Consider the following 23,149-nt stretch of genomic DNA (forward strand, 5'->3'; position numbering starts at 1 on the left):
GCTGTAAGAGCGGAACCAATCTCAAACATCACCCAAAAACGGATATACCCCCAATCACCCAGCCACCAAATCCCCCACCCGAGCACTCTGCAAATACGTCTGATACAACGCCGCATAAGCCCCCCCACGATCAATCAACGCATCATGCGCCCCAAGCTCAACGACCTGCCCATGCCGAACCACGGCAATCCGGTCCGCATCCCGGATCGTCGCCAGCCGATGGGCAATGATGATCGCCGTGCGCCCCAGGCACAGCCTGCGCAAGGCCCGTTGAATCCGCCGCTCTGTGTGAATGTCCACCGCCGAAGTCGCCTCATCCAGCACCAGCACCGCCGGGTCCGCCAGATACGCCCGCACCAGGCAAACGAGCTGCCGCTGCCCATGACTCAAATACGCTCCCAAAGGCCCAACCTCGGTGTGGTACTGATGCGGCAACCGCTCCAATACCTCATCGGCGCCCAGCTCCCGGGCCGCCGCGACCAGGGTCGCGTCATCCGCCAACGGCGCCGCCAACCGCAAGTTGTCGAGAATGCTCCCGCTGAACAACACATTGTCCTGCAACACCACCCCGACATTGCGCCGCAACGCATGCTGGGCCAGCTCCCGCACATCAATCCCATCCAGCCGCACCACGCCCGACTGCACCTCATAAAACCGCGTGAGCAACTGCACCAGCGTGCTTTTCCCATGCCCCGAAGGCCCGACAATCGCCAACACCTCACCCGCAGGAATATGCAAATCCAGCCCATTGATCACCGGCGCCTGCGCACTTGGCACATAACTGAAACCCACCTGCTCGAACCGCACCTCACCCCGCGCTCGGCCCAAATGGCGCGGTGTAGCGCTGTCGGTAATCTGCGCCTGGGTATCGAGCAACAGGAAAATCCGCTGCGCCGACGCCGATCCGGTGGCGTAGCGTTCAAACAGGTCCGACAGCTCCTGCAACGGCCCCAAGAACAGGAACACGTAAAACAGACTTTCGGCCACTTGCCCGACCGACACTTCACCGGCCGCCAGCCCATAGCCGCCCACCAGCAATAACAAGGCGATTCCCGCCGAACTCAGCAGCGCCGTAAAGGGCGCAAACCACCCCGAGCGCAAGCTGCCGCGAATCAGTGCATGGTTGAAGTCATCCAACAGCCCGCGATAACGCCGCAGGTTCGGCGTCTCCTGGGCGCACTGCTGCAGCATCCGCGCGCCGCTGACGCTTTCCACCAGGTGTGCGGTAAAACGGCTGCGGTTTTCCGCAACCCGCGCCCAGTTGCGCTGGGAGATCCGCTTGAAACTCCAGGTCGCCAGCACCAGCAACGGTACGGTGGCCACCAGGCTGAGGAAGAAACGCGGGTCGATACGCCACAGCATCACCGATGCCAGGCCACAGCGCAGCAAGGCACCGAGCAGTTCAGGCGGGCCCTGGATCACCAAGGGTTCGAGGGCGTCCACGTCGCGGTCAACCCGGGAAATGATCCGCCCGGCACGGGTCTGGTCGAAGTAGCTGACGCTCAAGCCCTGGACATGCGCAAACACCTGCACCCGCAGGGCGTTCAGGACGCGGATCGCCGCGCCACCGGCAACAAACTGCGAGACCCCGGCCAGCAGGAATCGCACCAGCCAACTGGCGGCCAGCCCCACGCCCAGCCATAGCACCAGGCGCTCGTCCAGCAGCCAGTGGTCGGCCTGCTGAATCAAGCCACGGTCCAGCAGTTCACGCACGAACCAGGGTCGCAAAAACACCGTGAACACCAGCAACAGCTCAATGCCGATCACCGCGAAAATCGAGCAGCGGATTGGCCTGAGCAGCGGCAGCAAGCGTTTGAACATGCTGCGGTCGAGGGCCTTTTTCGCGAGCATTTCTTCAATTTCGATATCGCTCAAGGCTTTGCCGGCGATTGGATTAGCCATGGTCGATCCCCAGCAGGTCGCGGTAGTGCGGGTGGGTGTGTTGCAGTTCGGCGTGGGTGCCTGTGGCGGCGATTTTGCCGTCCGCGAGCATCAGCACCCGGTCGGCCAGGAGGATGGTCGACAACTTGCTGGAGATCACCAGCACGGTGGTACCGCGCAGTTCTCGCAGGTTGTTCAGTACGTGCCGTTCGCTGATGGCGTCGAGGGCGCTGGTGGCGTCGTCCAGGCACAGGATGTCCGGTTGGCCCAGCAGCGCCCGCGCCAGGCACAGGCGCTGGCGCTGGCCGCCGGACAGGGTCACGCCACGATCACCCAGCGGCGTGGCCAGGCCGTGGGGCAGGCGCAGCAAGATGTCGTCCGCTGCGGCGAGGCGCAGGGCTTCAAGCAATTGCTCATCAGTGGCGTCGGGAGCGTTCAGGCGCAGGTTGGCGGCGAGGCTGCCGGCGAACAGGAAGCTCTCTTGCGGCACCACGTGCACCCGTTGGCGCAACGCACCGAGGTCAAGTTCGCGAATGTCTTGCCAGCCAGCGCCGTCATAGCCCAGCAGCACGCGCCCGGTGCTCACATCAGTGAGGCGTGGCAACAGGCTGGCCAGCAGGCTTTTCCCGGTGCCGGTGGCGCCCACCAACGCGACAATTTCGCCGGGCACCAGGGCCAGCGAGCAGTCATGCAGAATGTCCCGCCCACCGCCGGGAGCGCTGACACTGACGTGCTCCAGGCGCAACCCCAGGGGCGAAGCGGGCAGGGTGGCGCTGCCGCTGCGTATCGCTACGGGGGCGTCCAGCAGTTGCCAGATACGTTCGGCACTGGCCCGGGCATCGGCGAAGGTTTGCATCACCCGGCCAATGCCTTCGATGCGAAATACCAGGGTGGTGGCGATCAGCAGCGAGGTCACCAGTTCACCGATGCCCAACTGACCGGCCGCCACCAGGTGGGCGCCGTAGACCAGGATCCACACATGTCCGAGGGCTACCACCGCCTGGGGCAGCGGAATGCGTGAACTGGAATAGGCCAGCGCCTGGCGGGCCAAGCCTGCGAACACTGTAACCTGTTCGGAAAAACCCTGGATACGGCTCTGCTCAAGGGCAAAGGATTTGATCACACGCACCCCGCCGATGCCTTCACTGAGGTCCTGGTTGACGCGGTCGTAGGCCGCGCCGACGCTGCGGTCGAGTTCAACCAGGCGTTCGGTTTGCAGCACGAAAATCCACAATCCGGTGACGGTCAGCAGCAGCGGTACCAAGCCCAGCCACGGGTTGTACCAGCTCAACAGGCCCACGGTGGCCAACACCACCAGCGGGGTTTCCACCACCTGGCGCCAGAAGGTGATCAGCGCGTCACGCACCTTGTCGGCATCGCGGGTGGTGCGGGTGATCATCTCGCCCATGCCGTGCTGCCAGTGATAACCCAGGTGCAGGCTTTGCACCTGGGCGAGGATGCGTTCGCGCAGGCGTGTCAGCAGTTCCTGGCTGAGCACCAGGGACATGACGCTGGCGGCGTATTGCAGCGCGCCACGGCCCAGGGCCACGGCGAGCATCAGCCAAAGCCAGTGCCAGCCAAGGCTGGCATCGAGGCTGCCGTCGGCGTGGCGGATCACTGCGCGACCGGCGCTGACATCGTTGACCGCATGGCCGATCAGCCATTGTTGCCAGACCAGGCCGAGGTTGATGGCCACGAACAGCCCGGCGACCAGAGCGAAGCGCCAGGGCATTTCACGGTAGATCGCCAGGCTGCGCAGAAGGGGGTGTCTTTCGATCATGAAAAGCTCATTGGGTTTATTGATCCTTCCCAAATTGTGGCGAGGGAGCTTGCTCCCGCCGGGTTGCGAAGCGACCCCAAAAACAGGGCCTGCTGCGCAGTCCAGCGGGACCAAGTTCCCTCGCCACAGGGATGTGTTGGGCTGGTCTAGCGAGTGGTAGCGCCCTGGGTTTCCTTGGCATTGAGGATCGCCGTGTACTCCCCCGGATCAATCCCGTTCAGGTAGTAGTTGCCCACATGGTGCAAGCGCCAGCGAATCGGGTCGTGGGTGGTATGCACCCGGGCGTTGCGCCAGAACCGGTCGAGGTTCCATTTGCTCAGCGACGAACTGGCCCCCAGCAACGAGAAAATATCGCTGGAGATCTTCAACGAAGCACTGTCCGAATGCGCCCGTGCCGTGGCCACCGACAGGATCAATTCGTCCTGCAGTTCCTTGTTCTCCGGGTCCAGCTCATGTGCGTCGAACACCCGCGCCGCATCCCGCAGCAGCGACTCGGCTGCACGCAGGGCCACCGCGTATTCACCGATCTGCTTGATGATGTGCGGCTCTTCATTGGCGTGGTCCACGCCGCTTTCCACCCAGGGCCGGGCGTTGTGCTTGAGGTACTCCACCGCCGCGGTCAGCGCGCCCGAGGCAATCCCGGTATCGATCGCCGCATGCAGGATCTGCGGGAAGGTCAGGCCGGTGCGTTTCATCGGGCCCTTGCGCTTCGAAACGAAGTCTTCATCCAGCTCGATATTGTCGAAATTCACCGTGCCGCTGACTGAGTTTTTCTGGCCGAAGGCTTCCCAGTCATCCACCAGGGTCAGGCCCGGTGCGTTGCGGTTGAGCAGCACGCCGGCGCCGCCGTCATCCGAGGCCGCGGTCAGGGAGATCCATTCGGCAAGGTAGGAACCGGTGGAGTAGAACTTGCTGCCATTGAGTACCAGCTTGCCATCTGCACGCCGCTCGACGCGGGTCTTGAGGGCGAACTTGTTCTTGCCGCCGACTTCCGCCAGGGCATTGCCAAAGCGCTTGCCGGCCAGCACATCGGCCACCAGGCGATCACGCACCGCATCCGGATAGCCGTTGAAGATGCCCCGCAGCATCACGTTGTGAATCTGCAGCAACTGGCCCACACCACCATCGGCCACCGAGACCAGGCGCACGGTTTCGACGATGGTTTGCACCGAAGCCCCCAGCCCGCCGAATGCCTTGGGCACACCGATGGCGGTCAGGCCGCTTTGGGACAGCAGTTGCGCCTGGCGCCACGGCAACTGGCCGTTCTGGCTGCTGTCGGCGGCAATCGCGGCGATCTCCACGGCGATTTCCTTGGCTGCGGCAATGGCTTCGGCCTCGCTGTGCAATTGGCGTACCGGTACCTGTTCGAACGTACTCATAGTTTCTTCCCCTGATTTGGCCCGTGTGTTTAAGCCCCTCTGCAGGAGCCGGCTTGCCAGCGATGGACTCAAGTGCACCGCGTAAACCCGTCAGTACACGTCATCGTTAACCACCATCGCTGGCAAGCCAGCTCCTACAGGGGATTGCGCTGGATGTCGGGCATTGAAGGTGCCTTGAGCAAGTTCTGCGCCAATGCCGAAAACCACCCCTGGCGGGGCCTGCGATAACGGGGTGTTGCTGGGGCAGCAGTGGCGAACGGGTGACTGCTGGGCCAGCAGCAGCGCTGCTGACAGGCCAGCAACAGTACTTCGACTCTTTGCGCCAAAGCCCTGCAAACCGGGGCTTTGGCCAATTGGCACGGCCTCTGCAATACCTCCATGGACTGCCTTGCCCAATTCAATGGAGCTGCCCATGACCCTTTCCGCGATCCTGCCCAAGCCTGCGCTTGAGCAGATCTGGTTTACCCGCTGCCCGGTACCGACCGCCTCCGGCATCGCCTACAAACTCGGTTGGCTGGGCGACGAATTCGCCGCCGACGGCCTGCCGGTCTCGACCTTGCAGGAGGCCCGTCAACTGGGCCATCACCACTACGATCACGAGCTGCCGGGGCTGTTTCGCGAAGGCGGTAATGTGCCGGCATTGGCCGCCCGTGCCGCCGGCGCGCCGAGCCGTTTGATCGGCCTGACCTGGATCGAGGAATGGCAAACCATCCTGGTCCGCCCGGACTCCGGCATCACGCGTCCCGAGCATTTGAAAGGCAAGCGCCTGGCCTTGCCGGCCTGGGGTGACAGCCGTCCGGGGAGCATCGCCCGGGCCATGAGCCTGCACGGTTACAAAGGCGCGTTGAGCCTTGCCGGCCTGGGCTTTGATGACGTGCAACTGGTGGAGGTCGCGCTGCACGATCAGGAGCAGGCGCCCAACCCACAGGAAGGTTTGCAACGCCTGTGGTCGGGCCTCGATTACCTGGCGCGCGGCGAAGTGGACGCGGTGTACGTCAAGGGCGCTTCGGCCGCCGACGCCGCGCGCCGTCTGGGCCTGGTGGTGGGCATCGACCTGGACCTGATCGCCGAGCCGCGCTACCGCATCAACAACGGCACGCCGCGCCCTATCACCGTCCACCAGAGCCTGCTGGACAATCACTTTGACCTGGTGGTGCGTTTCCTCGCACAAACCCTGAACGCGGCTGACTGGGCCGCGAACAATCGCGACGGCCTGAACGCGATTCTCGAAGAAGAAACCCGCGCCGGCAGTGCCGGTGTGGCCGAGGCCTATCGCGGTGATTTCCATACCACCCTGGCGCCGGACCTGTCGGCCGAGCGCCTGGATTTCCTCGGCATCCAGAAAGACTTCCTGTACCTGCACGGCTTCCTGGAGCGCGATTTTGCGATCGCCGACTGGGTCGACCCGCGCCCTCTGCAAGCTGCCCATGAACTGTTGGCCAAGCGCCGCGCCTGAACCCGGAGAAACTGCCATGACTGCCATTGTCCACGCCCAACCGATCACCCAGGAACTGCAGGCCTTTATCGACAAGGTCCTGCTGGAAGCCGAAGAAGCCTTCACGGTCTTCCGCGAAACCAACACCATCACCGCCAACGGCACCGTGGGCTTTATTGAGCGCGTGCCGGGCCAGGAACTGCTGGTGTCGGTCAACTACGGCGGCCCGTGGAACTACCGCAAGCCGCTGCAGGCCACCGTCACCGACTTTGCCGGCAACGTGATTGTCGGCAAGGGCAAGGGCGGCCTGGGGCGCTACACCAAGCTGTTCCAGCAGCATGCAGACGTGACCACCGTCTCCCACGTGCACTCGCCGTACCTTGGGGCCTGGGCCCAGACCCACCGCACGCTGCCGTTCCATTACGTGCCGGTGCAGCGTTACCAGTTGGCGCGGGAACTGCCGGTGTACATCGACCGTCGCCAGCAGGAAGTGGATTTCATCCTCGACAAGATCGCGGAAAACCCCTTCAACCTGGCGATCCTCGAAGCCAACGGCGGCTCCACGGTGTGGGGCAAGCAGGGGTTGCGGGCCACGGCTGAGTTCATCCTGTTGCTGGAGGAGGGCGCGCAACTGCAATTGCTGGCGGATGCCCTGGGCGGTTCGCGGGCATACGGGCCGGGGGTGTTGACCCAGCAGTGGAAGATGAGTGGGTTGTTTGAGCAAGCCACGGCGCTTGGCCTGGTCCCCGCCATCGACCGCAAAAACTGAACACACCCTTATCACGGTGACTGAAACCACCACGACCCCTGTAGGAGCCGGCTTGCCGGCGATAGCGGTGCATCAGGCGACATTCCTGTTGGATGTGCCACCGTCATCGCCGGCAAGCCGGCTCCTACAAGGGGCGGTTCCATTCAAGGATGTTGCCCCATGGCGGTAAAAATTCTCTGGTACCTCACCACCCCCGACGGCCCTTATCCATGGGAGCTCGAAGGGCGCTGGAAGACCGACTTCCAGCATCTCAAGCAACTCGCGGTCGCCAGTGATCGCCTGGGTTTCTACGGCTCGCTGCTGGGCTCCAGCCCCAACGAAAGCCTGGCGGTGGCCGCCTCGCTGATCGACGCCACCCAGCGCCTGCGTTTCCTGGTGGCGCAACACCCGGGCGAGCTGTCACCGGCAGTCCTGGCCAAGTGGGCCCTGACCTTCGACCAATTCTCCAATGGCCGCCTGCTGTTCAACGTGGTCAATGGCAATGATGCGGGCCTGGCGACCCTCGGCGTGCATTACCCCCACGATGAGCGCTACGCCTTCAGCCTCGAATACTGGCGCGCCTTCCAGGGCTTCTATGCCGGCGATACTCGGGGTTATGAAGGCCAATACATCAAGCTCGCACCGCGTGCGCCGGGAGCGGCCAAGCATCCGCTGGGCGGCTGGCATCCGCCGTACCAGAAACCGGGCATCCCGCTGTGGGGCGCCGGCACCTCGGGGCCAGGGGTGGAACACTCGGTGCAATTGCTGGACGTGTACCTGAGCTTCGCCAATACGCCGCCAAAGCTGGGGGACAAGTTCCGCAAGGTCGCCGCCGAAGCTGCAAAGATCGGCCGTGAGCTGACCTTCGGTACCCGCCTGCAAATCATCGTGCGCGAGACCGAAGAAGAAGCCTGGGCCCACGCCGAGAAACTGCTGCAACGCACCTCGCTGCAAACTGCGCGCAATGCCATCGAGCGCCAGTTGCCACCCGGGGTGAGCTTCGAGGATTACCACAGCGACGACCCGCAAACCCAGCGCAACGTCGAGACCATTCGCGCCGGCCGCCTGCCCACGGCTCGCGAGCTGGAGATCTACCCCAACGTGTGGCTCGGCCCGAGCCTGTTCGGCTTCAACATCCTCGGCCCGGCCGCCGGCACTTACCTGGTGGGCAGCGCCGAACAAGTGGCCGAGCGTATCCGTGAGTACGAAGCCCAGGGCACCTCGGCGTTCATCCTGTCGGGTTTCCCGCTGATCGATGAGGCGCACCGGGTGGCAGACCTGCTGTTCCCGTTGCTCGACCTGGACCATGGTTTTGATGTGCCGCGTCTGAACGCCGTGCAGCAGCAAGAGGCGTAGCTGATGAGCGAAGGATTTTCCCGCCGAGTGTTTCTCGGCAACAGCCTGGCCATCGGCGGCGGCTTGCTGCTGGGTGGTTGTGACAGCGGGGCGGCGCCGACTGCGGTGTTGTCGACCACACCGACCACCGGCGGACGCCTGCGCATCGGCATTATCGACGGCGACCAGTCCGGCAACCTCGATGCCCACAAACCGGTGGGCGGCGGGATCATTCGCGGCTGGGCGCTGTACAGCAAGTTCTGGGAATGGAACACCGACGTCAGTACCCGCCTGGCCCTGGCCGAGTTCGCCGAGCCGAACGCCGATGCCAGCGCCTGGACCATCCGCATCAAGCCGGGCCTGGAGTTCCACCACGGCAAGACCATCGGCGCCGACGACATGCTGTTCTCGCTGCTGCGCCTCACCGATCCGAAACTTGCCTCGCCGTTTGCCGGACTGGTGGGCGCCATCGACCGCAATGCGCTGCGCAAGCTGGATGAGCGCACCATCGAAATCCGTTTCAAGGAGGGCCAGAGCTTTTTCCCGCTGGATGAAACCCTGATCAGCTTCGGCGGCATCGTGCCCACCGACTACGACCCCATCACCAATCCGGTGGGTGCCGGCCCCTACAAACTCAAGCGCTTCGTGCCCGGCCAGCGCTCGCTCTACAGCCGGTTCGAGAATTACTACAAACCCGGCCAGCCTTATGCCGACGAACTGGAAATCATCGAATTCAAGGACCAGGTCTCGCGGGTGGCCGCATTGCGTGCCGGGCAGATCGATGTCGCCAGCGGCGTGCAGGCCGAGCACAGCGCGCTGCTCAAGGCCGACTCGCGCCTGTCGCTGTGCGTGTCGCCCAGCACCTCGTTTACCGGCTTCAACCTGAACCTGGCCAAGCCGCCGTTTGACGACGTACGGGTGCGCCAGGCGTTTCGCTTGCTGGCTGATCGGCAAGAGTTGGTGGACCGGGGCCTCAACGGTTTCGGGCGCATCGCCAATGACCTGTACTCGCCCCACGACCCCACCTACAACCGCGACATTGCGCAGCGACCCCATGACCTTGAGCAAGCGCGCTCGCTGCTGCGCCAGGCCGGGCAGACCGATCTGCGGGTGGAGCTGACGACCCCGTCAGGCTCCGGCGTGAATGCCGCTTTGGTGTTTGCCCAACAGGCGAAGAAGGCTGGCGTGGAGGTCCGCGTGACCCAGGTCGACGGCGCGGTATTCAACGGCCCGCAGCGCGAGCAGTGGCAACTCTCACCGGGTTCGACCCCGGCCCGTGGGTTTCTCGCGTCGGCGTTGCACAACGACGCGCCCTTGGCGATCTACAACCGCAGCAACTTCCATGACCAGCGTTTCGATGCGCTGTATCGCCAGGCCCTGGCCCAGCCGGATGTGCAATTGCGCAAAGGCCTGGTGCACGAGGCCCAGCAGATTCAACACGAACGCGGTGGCCTGCTGATCTGGGGTTTCAACGATGTGCTGGACGCCGCCTCGGTACGGGTCGGCGGCCTTGCGCCGGAACAGACCACCTTCGCCTCCTGGCGCTTTGACGAGCTGTGGTTGAACCATGTCTAAACCCCTGCGAACGCCGGCCTGGTTATCGTGGTTTATCGGCCGCCTGGGCTACGGCCTGCTCACCGCGTGGGTGATCAGCCTGGTGGTGTTTATCGCCACCCAGGCGCTGCCATCGGACCCGGCCCGGGTGATCCTCGGCCCCGACGCGCCACTGGAAAGCATCCTCACCCTGCAACATCAACTGGGGCTGGACCAACCGATCCTGCGCCAATACCTGCGCTGGCTCGGCTCGGCCCTGAGTGGCGACCTCGGGGTGTCACTGGATTCCAACGCGCCGGTCGGCAGCATCCTGTGGGGGCGTTTCGGCTACACCCTGGCGTTGCTCGCCGGGGTGATCGCCGTGGTGGTGCCGGCGGCGCTGGGCCTCGGCGTGTACCTGGCGCTGCGCCGCGACAGCCACCTTGACCGCTGGAGCCTGTCGTTGCTGATTTTCCTCAAGGCCACGCCGGGCTTTCTGTTGGCCATCGGCCTGGTGCTGCTGTTTTCCATGCCGCATATGGACTGGTTGCCGGCGGTGTCGATCCTCGACCCGGATCAGTTGCTGCGGCGCCAGTTGCCGTTCCTGGTGCTGCCGGTTCTGGCCCTGAGCCTGTCGGCGCTGCCGTACCTCACGCGCATGGTGCGCGCCGCGATGATCGACGCGCTGGAGTCCGACTACGTGATCGCCGCACGGCTGCGGGGCATTCCCCATTGGCGGATCGTGTGGCGGCATACCTTGCCCAACGCGCTGGTCCCGGCGATCCAGGGCGTGGCGCTGACCTTGCGCACGCTGATCGGCGGCGCAGTGCTGGCCGAAGTGATCTTCAGTTACCCCGGCATCGGCACCGCCCTTAACGCGGCGATCCAGATGCGCGACTTGCCGATGATCCAGGCCATCGTGCTGGTGATCACCCTGGCGGTGGTGCTGATCAACCTGTTGGCCGACCTGTTGACGGTGCTGCTCACGCCCAAGCTGCGCACGGCCCGTCGCGTGACCCTGATTTCGCGCAACCGCCGGGGAATCACCCCGTGGTGGCGGCGCTCCCGAGGTGATGCATGAGCAAGACGCGAATTTCCCGCTGGCTGGCCGAACCGCAAACCCGCAAGGGCGCGCTGATCACCTTGCTGGTCATTGCCGTGGCGCTGTTCGGTCCGTTGCTGGCGCCCCATGGCTCGACGGACATGGTCGGGCCGGTGTACGGCGCGCCCACGGGGTGGGCGCTGCTCGGGTATGACTTCCTGGGGCATGACGTGTTGTCGCGGCTGCTCAGCGGCGGCCTCTCGGTGCTGTGGATGTCCGTGGCGGCGGCGAGCATTGCCCTGGCCGTCGGCAGTACTCTCGGCTTGCTTGCGGGGCTGTCGCGGCGGCGCCTGGACCAGTTGATCACCTGGCTGGCGGACGTGTCCCTGGCATTCCCCGACCTGATTCTGGTGCTGTTGATTGTCTCGATGCTCGGCCGCGCGCCGTGGTTGATCGTGCTCACGGTGTCGATTGCGTTTATCCCGGGGGTGATCCGCCTGGCGCGTGCCAGCGCGGTGGCAGTGGCGGGGCAGGAGTTTGTCGAGGCCGCGCAGATGATGGGCTACTCGCGGCGGCGGATCCTGTTCAAGGAGATCCTGCCGAACATCCTTACGCCGTTGCTGGTGCACTTTGGCAACATGCTGACCTGGGGGGTGGGCATGCTCTCGGGCCTGAGCTTCCTCGGTTATGGCGTGGCGCCGCCGACGGCGGACTGGGGCTTGATGATCAATGAAAACCAGGCCGGGTTGCTGGTGCAGCCCTGGGCGGTGTTGGCCCCCGCCGTGCTGATCGGCGTGTTTGCCTATGGCACCAATATCCTCGCTGAAGGCATCGGCCGCAGCAGCGCACGCCTTGGAGAAAAACAGCCATGAATGCAATCGCGCAGATGACGACGACGGTGCTGCAGGTCAGTGGCTTGCGGGTTGAATTGGCGGGGCAGGTGGACGTGTTGTCCGGCGTGTCCTTCAGCCTGGAAGCCGGGGAAATCCTCGGGCTGGTGGGTGAGTCGGGGTCCGGCAAGACCACCTTGGCTACCGCGCTGCTGGCCCATGCCCGACGCGGCGCACAGATTGTCGGTGGCCAGGTGCATGTCGCGGGCCAGGCGTTATTGGGCCTGGAAGGTGAAGCGTTGCGCCGTGCCCGTGGCAGCCTGATCGGCTATGTCGCCCAGGACCCGGCCACGGCGCTCAACCCGGCGCTGCGCATTGGCAGCCTGTTGGATGAAACCCTGGCGGTGCATCAACTGCGCCTGGACAAGGCGGCGCAGCGACAGCGCATCATTGAAACCTTGCGTGATGTCGGCTTGCCGGATGACCCGCAGTTCTTGCGCCGTTTCCCTCATCAACTGTCCGGCGGCCAGCAACAGCGAGTGATGCTGGCCCTGGCGTTTGTGCTGCAACCGCGGCTGATCGTGCTGGACGAACCGACCACCGCCCTGGACGTCACCACCCAGGCGCATATCCTCGCCACCTTGCGCCGCTTGTGCAAAAGCCAGGGCGTGGCGGCGGTGTATGTGTCCCATGACCTGGCGGTGATCAAGGACCTGGTGGACCGGGTGATGGTGATGTACGCCGGGCGGATTGTTGAAACGGCTACTCGGGACGCCTTGTTCAGTCGGCCATCCCATCCCTACACCCGGGGCTTGTTGGCGGCGATTCCCGATGTGGCCGGGCGCCGAGAATTACGGGCGATTGGCGGGCATGCCCCCGCGCCTGGGCAGCGGCCTCAAGGCTGTGGCTTCGGGCCGCGGTGCGAGCGTTTTCGGGCAGGGTGTTCGCAGCAGGAACCGCTATTGCAGCCGCTGTCGCCAGGGCATGAAGTGGCGTGTCTTGCACCCCATGGTCAGCCGTTGCAGCGCATCGCCCTGGCGCCGATTGCTGCGGTGGACGCGCGCACCGACAAGGCCTTGCTGGAAATCAGCGGGTTGAACGTGGCGTACGACCGCCAGGTGCTGTTTGACGTGTCCCTGCAATTGCTGCCGGGGGAGTGCCTGGCGCTGGTGGGCGAGTCCGGTTCCGGCAAGACCAGCCTGGCGCGGGCCGTTGCCGGGTTGGGGGAGAATGCCGAAGGCGAGCTGCGTTACGCGGGGCAACCGCTGCCGTTACAGGCACGGCAGCGCGAGGCGGGCTTGCGGCACCAGATTCAGTACATCTTCCAGAACCCGTACCGGGCATTGAATCCCCGGCAGACGGTGTACCAAACGTTGAGCGCACCGCTGGAGCACTTCTTTGCGGTTAAAGGCAGTGCTGCGCGTGAGCGGGTGGAGGCGGTGCTCAAGCGGGTGTCGCTGCCGGCTTCGGTGGGCGAGTTGTATCCCCATAGCCTGTCCGGCGGTGAGCGCCAGCGCGTGGCAATTGCCCGGGCATTGCTGTGCGAACCGAAGCTGCTGATCTGCGATGAAATCACCTCGGCGCTGGACGTCTCGGTGCAGGCGTCGATTCTGGATTTGCTGCGCCAGTTGCAGCGGGACGGGTTGACGTTGCTGTTCGTCACCCATGACCTGGGCGTGGTGCGGGCGATTGCCGACCGGGTGTTGGTGCTGAAGGTCGGGCGGGTGGTGGAGCAGGGCGCGGTGGATAGCGTGCTGGATCAGCCGCAGGCGGCGTATACGCAGACGTTGCTTGAGCATTCGCCATCGCTGGGCTGATTGGCACTGCTGCGCAGTGATCGCCGGCAAGCCGGCGCCTACGGTAAAAGGCGCACACCTGTAGGAGCCGGCTTGCCGGCGATAGCGGAGGCCGCCTTTACGCGGCCTTGCGGCGCCGAGCCTCTTCGCGCACCGCCGGGATGATCCACCGCCCATAATCCACGGTGTCATACAGCGGGTCGTACCCCCGGTTCAAAAACGTCGTGACCCCCAGATCCACATAATCCAGCAGCGCCTGGGCCACGGTCTCCGGTGTGCCCACCAATGCCGTGGTGTCGCCATACGCCCCAACGGCCGTCGCCGTCGGCATCCACAACGCGCGGTCATGCCGATCGCCTAAAGCCGCCGCTGCCAGCAACCGTTCCGATCCCGTTCCCTTGATCCGCTTCTGCCACGGGCTGCCCGCCGCGAACTGCGGGTTGGCCTTGATCTGCTCCAGAATCTGCTCGGCCCGCTGCCACGCCAGTTCCTCGGTCGCGCCCAAGATAAGGCGCACCGACAAACTCACCCTTGGCGCCTGTACACCCGCCGCACTGGCCGCCGCCTTGAGCTTGGCAATCTGCTCCGCCACACCGCTCAACGGTTCGCCCCACAGCGCATACAGGTCCGCATGCTTGACCGCAATCTGGTAGGCAATGTCCGACGAGCCGCCAAACGAAATCGGGATATGCGGCTGTTGCAGCGGCTTGACCGGGGAAAACGCGCCCTTGATGTTGAAGTACTTGCCCTCGAAGTCGAAAGGCTCCTCGGCGGTCCAGGTGCGCCGCACGATCTCCAGGTATTCGTCGGTGCGTTGGTAGCGCTCGGTCTTGTCCAGCAGGAAGTCGCCTTCCTGGGGTTCGGCGGTGATGCCGGTGATGGCATGCAGGCGAATGCGCCCGCCGCCGGTGGTGTGGTCCAGCGTGGCAAACGCGCGGGCTGCGACCGTCGGCGCAGTGAGCCCCGGGCGGTGGGCGATCATGAAGCCCAGGCGCTCGGTGTGCGCCGCCGCGTAGGCGGCGATTTGCAGGCTGTCAGCGCTGCCGGGCCCGCTGGCGATCAGTACCCGGTCAAAGCCTGCGTGTTCATGGGCGCGGGCGTGGTGGCGGATAAAGTCGAGGTCGAAATCCGGGCTGCGCACGCCACGGGTCTCGGACCATTGGCGGGGGAAGATCATGCCGACAAATTCAATGGACATGCTGGGGCTCCTTTGAGGGTTAGAACTGGTAGTCGACCTGGGCCAGCAAGGTGCGGCCCGGCATCGGTTGCAGGAAGGTGTTGGTGGAGCCGGCCAGGCCGCTGACGAAGTTCAGTTCGTTGGTCAGGTTCAGCACGCGCAAGGTGGTGCTCCACTGCGGCTGGCGGTAGTACACGGCAAGGTCGAGGTTGTATTCGTTGGGGATCTTTACGGTCTTGCTCAGGTTCAGGTACCAGTTGCTGGTCCACCAGCCGGACAGCTCGGCGCCAAAGCCCGAGTCGAAGCGGTAGTCGACGTAGCCACTGGCGGTGTATTCGGGAATCTGCACCGCGTCGAAACGCCCGGAAGGTCGCTGGTTGAGGCTGTTGTTATCGCCGAACACCGTGCCGTTGTCGGGCACGAACCCGGCCGATGCAAATCCCGCCTGGGAGGTGAATTCGTTGTAGGCATTGAGCTTGGACAGGTTCAGGCCGCTGCGCAGGTGGTCATCCGGCTGATAGCGCACGGTGGCTTCCACGCCCTTGATCACCAGCCGCGCGATGCTGTTGTTGCTGTCTGGCGCCTGGTCCCGAGCCTGCTTGAACGCGGCCAGGGTCATGAACAATTGGTTGGGCACCGCTTCGACCTTCACGCCCACTTCGTGCAACACGCTCAGGCTTTGGAACGCCAACGGGTTGAGCTGGTTGGCGCCACTGCCGCTGCCCCAGCCCAGGCCGTTGGAGAAGAACCCGGTGTTGACCGCCAGCGAGCGATCGAAGGTGTAGTACAGCGTGGTGTTTTCCGTGGGCTTGACGTAGGGGCTGACCTGGAACGCGAACAGCCGGTAGTTGTCGCTGTCCTTGCGCGGGTTGCCGCCGGCGAGCACGAACGGGTTGTCGATCTCGGCCTCGATCCAGCTGCGGCTGGCACCGATGTTCAGGCCGAAGTAGTCGCCGTACTTGAGGTTGTGCTGGCTGAACAGGGTCTTGGTGGTCCAGGTGCTTTCGGCGGTGTAGGGCGCTACAGACTCGGCGTAGAGCCCGTGCCCGGCCGGGTACATCGGTGGCAGGTTCAGCCAGCCGTAGTAGTTGGAATACTGCGGCACGCCGGGCTGGCCGATCCATGCGCCATTGCCGCCGGCGGGGTTGGCACCGGTAAGGCCCAGCAGGTCGCCGGGGTTCTTGCCCGAGGGGTTCTGGGTCAGGTCATAGGCGTTGATGGTGGAGCCGAAGCTGTTATTGGCCGCAATCGATTGGTTGAATTCGCGGCGATAGATCAGGCCGGTGTTGCTGTCATCCCGCAGGGTCCAGCCGCCCAGGCGGGTTTCATTGCGCGAGCGGAATTCGAAGCGGTTGTCGAAAATGTTGTCTTTGGACTGCACCTGGAACGAACCCACGGCATCGGTGATGTCCTTGGAGCGTTCGTAGAACGTGCTGTTGGCCAGCGTGATGGTGGGCGACAAGTCGGCCTCGACGCGCAGTTGCGTGGTAAAGCGCCGGGAGCTGCTTTCGTCTTCCTTGCGTTGCCCGGTTTGCGAGGACAGCGAGCGTTCGCCGTTGCCCGCCAGCGTCGGGTCATACACCCAGCCCCGCAGGCTGCCGGGGTTGCTCTGGGTGTTGGGCGAGGCGGTCTGGAAGCTGCCGTCCACCACGCTGTATTGGCCCTGGGCATTGCGCTGGCGCTTGACCCAGCCGAGGGTTGGCGCATCGGCGGCGCCAGAGGCCAGCACCGGCGACCACAGGGTGTTGCCGTTCTGGATAATCGGCGTGGCGCGCCCGGCGTAGTACTTGCCGTTGTCCACCAGGTCCTGGGTGGCGCGGTTCCAGCCGTGGGTGATGTTGTAGTCGTAGTAGTTGTCGTAGCTGGCGTTCCAGTCCACCCGCACGTTGTCGTTGCGCCAGGCGAGGGCGCCGTAGAACGCGTCGAAATTGTTGTCGACGTTGTCGTAGAAGTCCTGCTGGCGCTGCTTGGTGATGCTCAGGCGGTAGGCCAGGTTGTCGCTCAGTGGCCCGGTATTGTCGATGCTGAATTTGTTGGAACTGCGGGACGTGCCGTCCGGTATCCACGAGCCCAGCTCACCGCTGAGCTTGGTCTTGAACTCATTGAAGTCGGGTTTCTTGCTCAGGTAGTTCACATAGCCGCCGCTGCCGGACACCGAACCGTAGGTGACCGACGACGGCCCGGCGACGATGTCGGCGCCTTCGTAGGCGTTGAAGTTCGCCGGGTGGCGCACGCCGTAACCGCGCTGGCCGTCCTGGAACACCTCGGAGCCCTGGGCGCGAAACTGCGGGGCGATGCCGGCGTTCTGGCCGCCGCCCCGGGTGATGCCGGGGGCGTATTTGACCAGGTCATCGGCGCTGCGGATCGAGTCGTTGGCCAACTGCTCGGCGTTGATCTGCACCACCGAACGCGGCGTGTCGAGGACCTTGGTCTCCGTGCCGCCGTACACCGACGTCGGCGGGCGGGTGGGCAGGGCATCATCATCGGACTGGCTGGCACTGGCCTGCACGGTCACGGTTTGCAGTTGGGTATCGGCGGCAAACGCCTGGATTGGCAGGCTTGCGGCCAGCAGCAGAGGTAAACGCAAGGCGATAGCGTGCATGGCAGAGGTGCCCCATAAAAAACAATGAAGAGCGCACGGTCCCTTGTAGGAGCCGGCTTGCCGGCGATGAGGCCCTTGGGCCCTGCGCCGGTCGACCGGACGCCATCGCCGGCAAGCCGGCTCCTACAGGGCGATGCGGTGTAAGTGGGTCAGGCCGTGTCTTTGAGCCAGAGCTTTTCAAAGCGCCAGGTGCTGAACAGCGACTCTTCCGACTGCGCCCCGCCGACGCGGGTGGAAACGCTGTCGAGCAAGTCGGCGTAGCCCCAGATCAGCATCCCGCCGCGCTCGTACTGGATCTGCTGGACCTGATGCACCAGGGCCTTGCGTTTTTCCAGGTCGGGCTGGGCCATGGCGGCCAGGAACAGCTCGCTGAATTGCGGGTCGTTGAAGTGGGTCTTGTTGGACACCGCAAACGGCGCGTCGGTATGGATCGCACTGGCCAGGAACGGCGCGCCGATGCTGCCGCCGGTGCTCAGGGGCCAGTCGTTTTTCAACGGGCCCTGGAAAGTCGCCAGGTCCACCTGCTTGACCTTCAGGGTCACGCCAATGCGCTTGGCCTGCTCGGCCAGCACCAGCGCCGAACTCAAGCCAGGCCCCGGAGTGGTGATCAATTCCACCTCGAGGTTTTCCTGGCCGGCGTCCTTGAGCAGTTGCGCCGCCCGTTGCGGGTCGTAGGGGCGTGGCCCGAGGTCGTGGTTGAAGGTCGGGTCGCTGGGCGCATACAGGTCATTGGCCACCCGGCCCTGGCCATTCAACGCGCGGCGCACCAGTTCTTCGCGGTCGGCCATCAGGCGAAACGCTTCGCGCACCCGTGGGTCGTTGAACGGCGGCTTGTCGAGGTTCATGTCGAACGACAGCCAGTTACCGGTCACCGAGGTGATCACCTTCAGGCGCGGGTCCTTTTGCAGGATCGGCAACTGCTCGGTGGGCATCACGTTGGCCATGTCGATTTGCCCGGAACGCAGGGCGGCCAGGCGCGAGACCTGATCCTTGAAGTCGATGATCTCCAGCTCATCGGCGTAGGGCTTGCCGTCCTTGTAGTAGTTCTCGAAGCGGGTAAACAGTGAGCGTTGGCCGGGGGTGAAGCTTTTGAGCTTGTAGGGGCCGGCGCCCACCGGGTTGGTGACCGGGTGGTAGTCCACCGGCACGATGCCGCCGAAATTGACCCAGGTTTCTGCCAGCGGCATGTAGCTACGCCCCTCCCGGAAGCTCAGGCGCACGGTGCGGTTGTCGAGCTTGACCAGGTTGTCGCGGTCCACCCAGTGCAGCAGCGCCGCGTAGGGCGAGGCCAGCTGCGGGTCGGTGAGGCGGCGGATCGAGAAGATCAGGTCGTCGGCGTCGATGGTCTTGCCGTTGTGGAATTCCAGGCCGGGGCGCAGGCGCAGGGTCCAGCTGCTGGCGTCGGCATTCGGCTCCGCGAACTCGGCCAGAGCCAGGCGCGGCTGCATCTGCTCGTCCCATTCCCAGAGCTTGCTGTACAACGCAAAGCCGCGAACGATGCCGCTGCCAATGGGTTTGTGGGCATCGAGGTTGCCGCTCTGGTTGCCGTCGAGAATCCCCAGGCGCAGGCGCCCGCCGTAGCGGGGTTGATCGTTGCCGGTGACGTTTTTGGGCGTGTCAGCGGGGCCGCAACCGGCCAGCAGCAAGCCGCCGCCGACGGTCACGCTGTAGCCGAGAAAGTCCCGACGGCTAAGCAGTAGGCTCATGGCATCAGACTCCGGCCGGGCCGTTGGCGGAGCGCAGTTCCAACACCGGCTCCTGGGGACGACTCAACTCGGCGCGTTCACTGCGAAAGTGCGGCAGGATGTGCTCGCCGAGGCGGTAGGCTTCTTCCAGGTGCGGATAGCCGGCGAGGAAGAACAGGTCGATGCCGATGCTGTTGTACTCGCGAATCCGCGCCACCACGTTCTCGTAGCTGCCCACCAGCGCACAGCCCGGTGGAATACCGATGTAGCCAAAACCGGTCCATACATTGGGGTGGATGAAGAAGTCATCGAAGCCCTGGGTCTCGGTTTTTTCGCTGAAGCCGTGCTCGTAGCTGAGCTTGCGCGCCGTACGCAACCCGGCGTGGGCCGCCACGGCCTTGACCGCGCCGCGGGCGATGCCTTCGTCGAAGAAGCGTTTGGCTTCGGTGCGGGCCAGTTCTTCGGTTTCCCGGGTGATCACGTCAATCGACAGGCCGAAGCGAATGTCAGTGCGGCCCCATTTCAGCGCGCGCTCGCGCAGGTCGGCGATCAGGGCGGCGATTTCGTCCGGGTGTTCGGCGCGCATCAGGTAGAAGTCGGCATGCTTGGCGGCAAACTCCCGGGCGGCGATGGACGAACCGGCGGTGCAGATCAGCGGCAACTGGGCTTTCTTCAATGGCCCGCGCAGGCCACCACCGTCGGCCTTGTAGAACTTGCCGTCGTAGTGGAAGGACTCGTTGTGCCAGAAGCCCTTGACCACGTCCATGAATTCGGTGGCGCGTTCGTAGCGTTCATCGTGGTCGCTGAAGTCGCCGACCTGGCGCTGGATCACGTCCGAGCCGCCGTTGATGATGTTCCACACCAGGCGGTTGCCGGTGGCCCGCTGGTAGGTCGCCGCCTGCTGCACCGCCACCCACGGGGTGTAGTGGTAAGGCTGGAAGGCGGTGACGAATTGCAGGGTACGGGTTTCCCGGGCCAGCAGCGCGCAGACGGTCCACGGTTCTTCGCCGGTGGGCGCGTTGACCATCAGTGCGCCGCCAAAGCCGTTGATCTCCGCAGCCCTGGCGATTTGCCCGAGGTAGTCGATGTAGGTGAAATGATCACCGACACTGAAGCCCGACACCGCGCCGGTGCTGGGCCCGCTGCGATGCCAGTCGCCCCGGTTGCGCGGGTCGCCGGGCAGGAACTGGGTTTCGCCGTGCAAGGGCAGGCGGGTAAAGAATTCGATGCTCATGCAAGCCTCCTGCTTATTGCGCGGTGGGGGCGCAGATCGGGGTGATCGGCTGGTCGTTGATGACTTTGTGGGCAAACGGGATCGAGTCCTTGAGCGATGCATTGACCGTGGCACTGTGGCCCAGGCCTTTGTACAGGTGGCCTTCGACGATGGAGCCAGCCTTGCAGGCGTCCTGCATCAGCTTGACCTGGGTCGCGGCGGCCGGCGTGGTGTCTTCGGCGCCGGTGCCGATGAAAATCGGCTTCGAGGTTTTCAGCGTCGGGTAAGACACCTGCGCCAGCCACGGCGCGAGTTGCTTGCCCTTGTAGTCTTTCTTGGTGTTGGCGATGCTCAGGCCGAGGCCTTCGACATCGCCTTCGAGGGCGAACAGGCAACTGGTACGGGCCTGCTCGAAAATCGGCAGGGCCTTGTCGGTATAGAAGTCGGCGGGGTTGATGCTCGGGTCGTATTGCTGGGCGGCGAGCAACGTGTAGAAGCCGTAGGCCAGGGTGGGATCGACCTTGTTGCGCACTTCCTCGCTGGGGTTCTTCGCGTAGTCGAGGGTGTAGATCACGCCGGTGCCGATGCTGCCTTTCACTCCCAGGTCCGGAGCGTAGGTGGCGGCATAGGCGGCTGCGGCGAAGGCGCCGGCACCGCCTTGGGACTGGCCGACGATCAGCACTTTGTCGGCCAGCCCGGGTACCCCGGCCACCACGGCCTTGGCGGCGTCGAGAATCCCGTAGGCGGCCATGCGGCTGTTCAGCAGCGGATGGCCACCGGGTACGCCGAGGCCCTGGTAGTCGGTGGCGACGACGGCAAAGCCTTCGGCCAGCCAGCGATTGAGGTAGGCCACGTCACGGTAGGAGCGACCTTGCCACGACGGCGCACACACATCCGCCACGCCCACGGTGCCATGGCCCCAGCTCGCCACTGGCCAACCACCGGCAGGCGGCGTGCCTTTGGGCAGGAACAACGCGCCGGACACCACGATCGGTGTCTTGTTATCGATGCCGTCGGTGGAGGTGTACAGGATGCGTTGGGCGCTGGCGGCATTGGCCAGGCTCAGGGTGTTGTCCAGCGGCTCGCTGCGCAGCAGTTTGCCGGGAACGGCCGGGATGGCTTTTTCCCAGGTGTAGAAAGCCGAGACGCGGCCATCACCTTGCAGCGGGTCAGGTTTGGGGGCGTAGGTGTCGGCAGCAAACACGCTCATGGACAGGGCCAGGACGCTGAGGCCGAAGGCAAAGGAGTGCGGCAGTTTCATGCTCAATTTCCCTATTACGGATTGGTGCTGACCTGGCCACGCAGGGCCGGCCAGTAGTCGGTGAGTTTCAGGTCGATCAGGGCCTGGTTGGTAAAGCCGGTGGCCAGTGACGGGCCGATGTCGTAGGTGTCGCGAATCAGGTGATTGGCCAGGGCGTAGGTGGTGAGGGCCTGGTAATGAGCCTTGAGTTGCTGGTCGCTTTTTGGCGCCCAGCGATCCTTCCAGGCCACCGGGTCGTTCTGGTCGTCGCGACGCAGCACGCTCTCGGCGGTGCCGGCGCGGGATGACAGTTGGTAATAGGCGTCCTGGTTCTGTGGCTGGGAAATCCACCACGCAGCTTTCACCCAGGCGGTGGCGAGCAATTGGGTGATATCCGGGTGCTGCTGTACGAAGGTCTCGGTGCCCCACAGGTCGGACACCAGCCGCCAGTCGTTGCTGCCTTGCTTGGTCGACCAGATGATCTTGCCCACGCCTTTGTCTTCCAGGGCATAGGCCTCGCTGAGCAACACTGCTGCGTCGACCTTGCCGGCAGACACAGCCGCGGCGCCGACTTGCGGGTTGAGGTTGGCAATCTTGAAATCGTCGAGCTTCAGGCCCTTGCTGGCCAGGAAGTTGCTGAAGGCGAACTCCCATGGCCGACCGCGATGCAGCGCCAGGCGCTTGCCCTTGAGGTCTTCGATGGTGTTCGCGGCGGAGCCTTCCGGTACCACCAGGTAAATATTGTTGCCGCTGCCACCGGGCACGATCAGCTTGCCTGGTACGCCACCGGCGCCGGCAATTACCGAGGGCAGGTCACCGCGTACGGCGAAGTCCAGGCTGTTGTTGCTGAAGCCTTCGTTGATCTGCGGCCCGGCGCCGGCATGGGGCAGGGCGATCCACTCCAGCTTGACCCCGCGCTCACGCAGTTGCGCTTCGAGCCAGCCGTCTTCGATGACGCGCCCGGCGATGCCGCCGAACACCGGTTTGCCGCCCTGGGTGTAGGCGACGATCGCGATCTTCACCGACGCCGGTGGCGCCTGTTCGGCCAGCACGCCGGTGCTGACCAGCACAGCGAACATGGTGGCGATGCTGTTGCGCCAGAATCTTTTCATTGGGATCTCCCTGCTAAGTGATCGCGACCCCCTGTAGGAGCCGGCTTGTCGGCGAAAGCGTCCGTTTAGTCGGTGCAAGGCTTTAGGGCCTCTTCGCTGGCAAGCCAGCTCCTACAGGGCAGGTGGCGTTGAGAGGGAGAGAGCAGATTGCATGCCATCAGCCGAAAAACGCGCTGCACGCCTTGTAGAACGTGGCTTTGCGGGTTTTCGAAGGACTGCCTGGCAACGGCTTGGTGTTGATCTGCACACACGCAGGTGCTGGCTGATTGCTGCTCCAGCAGCAGGCGAGGTGCGACGTGTTGGCATATTCTTTTTGGGAATATATAAATATTAATTAATAATTAAATGGTATAGAAAACTT

General features: G+C 64.3%; 16 protein-coding genes. 7 read left to right on the forward strand and 9 right to left on the reverse strand.

Annotation, left to right across the window (positions count from 1 at the left end):
- Window positions 1-54: 54 nt before the first annotated feature.
- The 3 genes from HYE77_RS31395 to HYE77_RS31405 all read right to left on the reverse strand — a co-directional run bounded on the left by HYE77_RS31395 (window position 55) and on the right by HYE77_RS31405 (window position 5,040).
- Window positions 55-1,902 carry an ABC transporter ATP-binding protein gene (locus HYE77_RS31395; RefSeq protein WP_177070489.1) on the reverse strand — a complete coding sequence of 616 codons (1,848 nt, stop codon included), beginning with the start codon at window positions 1,900-1,902 and terminating at the stop codon, window positions 55-57.
- Window positions 1,895-3,661, reverse strand: a complete 1,767-nt coding sequence (locus tag HYE77_RS31400; RefSeq protein WP_177070491.1) for an ABC transporter ATP-binding protein — start codon at window positions 3,659-3,661, stop codon at window positions 1,895-1,897. The genes HYE77_RS31395 and HYE77_RS31400 overlap by 8 nt, the downstream gene beginning before the upstream one ends.
- Window positions 3,662-3,807: 146 nt before the next feature.
- The gene (locus HYE77_RS31405; RefSeq protein ID WP_177021448.1) at window positions 3,808-5,040 is read right to left on the reverse strand and encodes an acyl-CoA dehydrogenase family protein; all 1,233 of its coding nucleotides are present in this window, start codon (window positions 5,038-5,040) and stop codon (window positions 3,808-3,810) included.
- Between the two features lie 412 nt (window positions 5,041-5,452).
- Between HYE77_RS31405 and HYE77_RS31410 the strand changes: the two genes are divergently transcribed.
- The 7 genes from HYE77_RS31410 to HYE77_RS31440 all read left to right on the forward strand — a co-directional run bounded on the left by HYE77_RS31410 (window position 5,453) and on the right by HYE77_RS31440 (window position 13,780).
- A complete protein-coding gene (locus HYE77_RS31410) occupies window positions 5,453-6,496 on the forward strand; it encodes an ABC transporter substrate-binding protein (RefSeq protein WP_177070493.1) in 1,044 nt (347 codons plus the stop codon).
- 16 nt (window positions 6,497-6,512) lie between these two features.
- Entirely contained in the window at window positions 6,513-7,244 is a 732-nt protein-coding gene (locus HYE77_RS31415; RefSeq protein ID WP_003216972.1) for a class II aldolase/adducin family protein, read from the forward strand.
- A gap of 159 nt (window positions 7,245-7,403) precedes the next feature.
- Window positions 7,404-8,579, forward strand: a complete 1,176-nt coding sequence (locus tag HYE77_RS31420) for an LLM class flavin-dependent oxidoreductase (protein ID WP_177070495.1) — start codon at window positions 7,404-7,406, stop codon at window positions 8,577-8,579.
- Between the two features lie 3 nt (window positions 8,580-8,582).
- On the forward strand, window positions 8,583-10,133 hold the full coding sequence (locus HYE77_RS31425; RefSeq protein WP_087693866.1) for an ABC transporter substrate-binding protein: 1,551 nt from the start codon (window positions 8,583-8,585) through the stop codon (window positions 10,131-10,133).
- Window positions 10,126-11,172: an ABC transporter permease gene (locus tag HYE77_RS31430; protein WP_177068038.1), complete on the forward strand. Its 1,047-nt coding sequence runs from the start codon at window positions 10,126-10,128 to the stop codon at window positions 11,170-11,172. Before HYE77_RS31425 ends, HYE77_RS31430 begins: the two co-directional genes overlap by 8 nt.
- Entirely contained in the window at window positions 11,169-12,005 is an 837-nt protein-coding gene (locus HYE77_RS31435; protein WP_087693864.1) for an ABC transporter permease, read from the forward strand. Before HYE77_RS31430 ends, HYE77_RS31435 begins: the two co-directional genes overlap by 4 nt.
- Window positions 12,002-13,780, forward strand: a complete 1,779-nt coding sequence (locus tag HYE77_RS31440) for an ABC transporter ATP-binding protein (protein ID WP_087693863.1) — start codon at window positions 12,002-12,004, stop codon at window positions 13,778-13,780. The genes HYE77_RS31435 and HYE77_RS31440 overlap by 4 nt, the downstream gene beginning before the upstream one ends.
- A gap of 97 nt (window positions 13,781-13,877) precedes the next feature.
- On the opposite strand, the gene HYE77_RS31445 is transcribed toward HYE77_RS31440, so the two are convergent.
- From HYE77_RS31445 to HYE77_RS31470, 6 genes are all read right to left on the reverse strand, one after another.
- Window positions 13,878-14,957 (reverse strand): LLM class flavin-dependent oxidoreductase, encoded by a 1,080-nt coding sequence (locus HYE77_RS31445; protein WP_010171267.1) that lies wholly within the window; start codon window positions 14,955-14,957, stop codon window positions 13,878-13,880.
- Window positions 14,958-14,976: 19 nt separating this feature from the next.
- The gene (locus HYE77_RS31450; RefSeq protein WP_177027873.1) at window positions 14,977-17,538 is read right to left on the reverse strand and encodes a TonB-dependent receptor plug domain-containing protein; all 2,562 of its coding nucleotides are present in this window, start codon (window positions 17,536-17,538) and stop codon (window positions 14,977-14,979) included.
- A 149-nt stretch (window positions 17,539-17,687) separates the two neighbouring features.
- Complete coding sequence (locus HYE77_RS31455) at window positions 17,688-19,244, reverse strand: ABC transporter substrate-binding protein (protein WP_003216988.1); 1,557 nt, start codon at window positions 19,242-19,244, stop codon at window positions 17,688-17,690.
- 4 nt (window positions 19,245-19,248) lie between these two features.
- Window positions 19,249-20,457, reverse strand: a complete 1,209-nt coding sequence (locus HYE77_RS31460) for an LLM class flavin-dependent oxidoreductase (protein WP_177070497.1) — start codon at window positions 20,455-20,457, stop codon at window positions 19,249-19,251.
- A gap of 13 nt (window positions 20,458-20,470) precedes the next feature.
- Window positions 20,471-21,697, reverse strand: a complete 1,227-nt coding sequence (locus HYE77_RS31465; protein ID WP_177035539.1) for a S9 family peptidase — start codon at window positions 21,695-21,697, stop codon at window positions 20,471-20,473.
- A gap of 14 nt (window positions 21,698-21,711) precedes the next feature.
- Window positions 21,712-22,788 carry an ABC transporter substrate-binding protein gene (locus HYE77_RS31470; RefSeq protein WP_003216993.1) on the reverse strand — a complete coding sequence of 359 codons (1,077 nt, stop codon included), beginning with the start codon at window positions 22,786-22,788 and terminating at the stop codon, window positions 21,712-21,714.
- Between the last annotated feature and the right edge of the window lie 361 nt (window positions 22,789-23,149).

This window comes from Pseudomonas sp. IPO3774 (assembly GCF_013386835.1).
GTDB lineage: Bacteria > Pseudomonadota > Gammaproteobacteria > Pseudomonadales > Pseudomonadaceae > Aquipseudomonas.

Excerpts from the sequence above, each read along its gene's own strand:
- HYE77_RS31440 (WP_087693863.1), top strand. The coding sequence starts at position 12,002 with ATGAATGCAATCGCGCAGATGACGACGACGGTGCTGCAGGTCAGTGGC.
- HYE77_RS31400 (WP_177070491.1), bottom strand. The coding sequence starts at position 3,661 with ATGATCGAAAGACACCCCCTTCTGCGCAGCCTGGCGATCTACCGTGAA.
- HYE77_RS31420 (WP_177070495.1), top strand. The coding sequence starts at position 7,404 with ATGGCGGTAAAAATTCTCTGGTACCTCACCACCCCCGACGGCCCTTAT.
- HYE77_RS31470 (WP_003216993.1), bottom strand. The coding sequence starts at position 22,788 with ATGAAAAGATTCTGGCGCAACAGCATCGCCACCATGTTCGCTGTGCTG.
- HYE77_RS31460 (WP_177070497.1), bottom strand. The coding sequence starts at position 20,457 with ATGAGCATCGAATTCTTTACCCGCCTGCCCTTGCACGGCGAAACCCAG.
- HYE77_RS31430 (WP_177068038.1), top strand. The coding sequence starts at position 10,126 with ATGTCTAAACCCCTGCGAACGCCGGCCTGGTTATCGTGGTTTATCGGC.
- HYE77_RS31395 (WP_177070489.1), bottom strand. The coding sequence starts at position 1,902 with ATGGCTAATCCAATCGCCGGCAAAGCCTTGAGCGATATCGAAATTGAA.
- HYE77_RS31425 (WP_087693866.1), top strand. The coding sequence starts at position 8,583 with ATGAGCGAAGGATTTTCCCGCCGAGTGTTTCTCGGCAACAGCCTGGCC.
- HYE77_RS31455 (WP_003216988.1), bottom strand. The coding sequence starts at position 19,244 with ATGAGCCTACTGCTTAGCCGTCGGGACTTTCTCGGCTACAGCGTGACC.
- HYE77_RS31450 (WP_177027873.1), bottom strand. The coding sequence starts at position 17,538 with ATGCACGCTATCGCCTTGCGTTTACCTCTGCTGCTGGCCGCAAGCCTG.
- HYE77_RS31445 (WP_010171267.1), bottom strand. The coding sequence starts at position 14,957 with ATGTCCATTGAATTTGTCGGCATGATCTTCCCCCGCCAATGGTCCGAG.
- HYE77_RS31435 (WP_087693864.1), top strand. The coding sequence starts at position 11,169 with ATGAGCAAGACGCGAATTTCCCGCTGGCTGGCCGAACCGCAAACCCGC.
- HYE77_RS31415 (WP_003216972.1), top strand. The coding sequence starts at position 6,513 with ATGACTGCCATTGTCCACGCCCAACCGATCACCCAGGAACTGCAGGCC.
- HYE77_RS31410 (WP_177070493.1), top strand. The coding sequence starts at position 5,453 with ATGACCCTTTCCGCGATCCTGCCCAAGCCTGCGCTTGAGCAGATCTGG.
- HYE77_RS31405 (WP_177021448.1), bottom strand. The coding sequence starts at position 5,040 with ATGAGTACGTTCGAACAGGTACCGGTACGCCAATTGCACAGCGAGGCC.
- HYE77_RS31465 (WP_177035539.1), bottom strand. The coding sequence starts at position 21,697 with ATGAAACTGCCGCACTCCTTTGCCTTCGGCCTCAGCGTCCTGGCCCTG.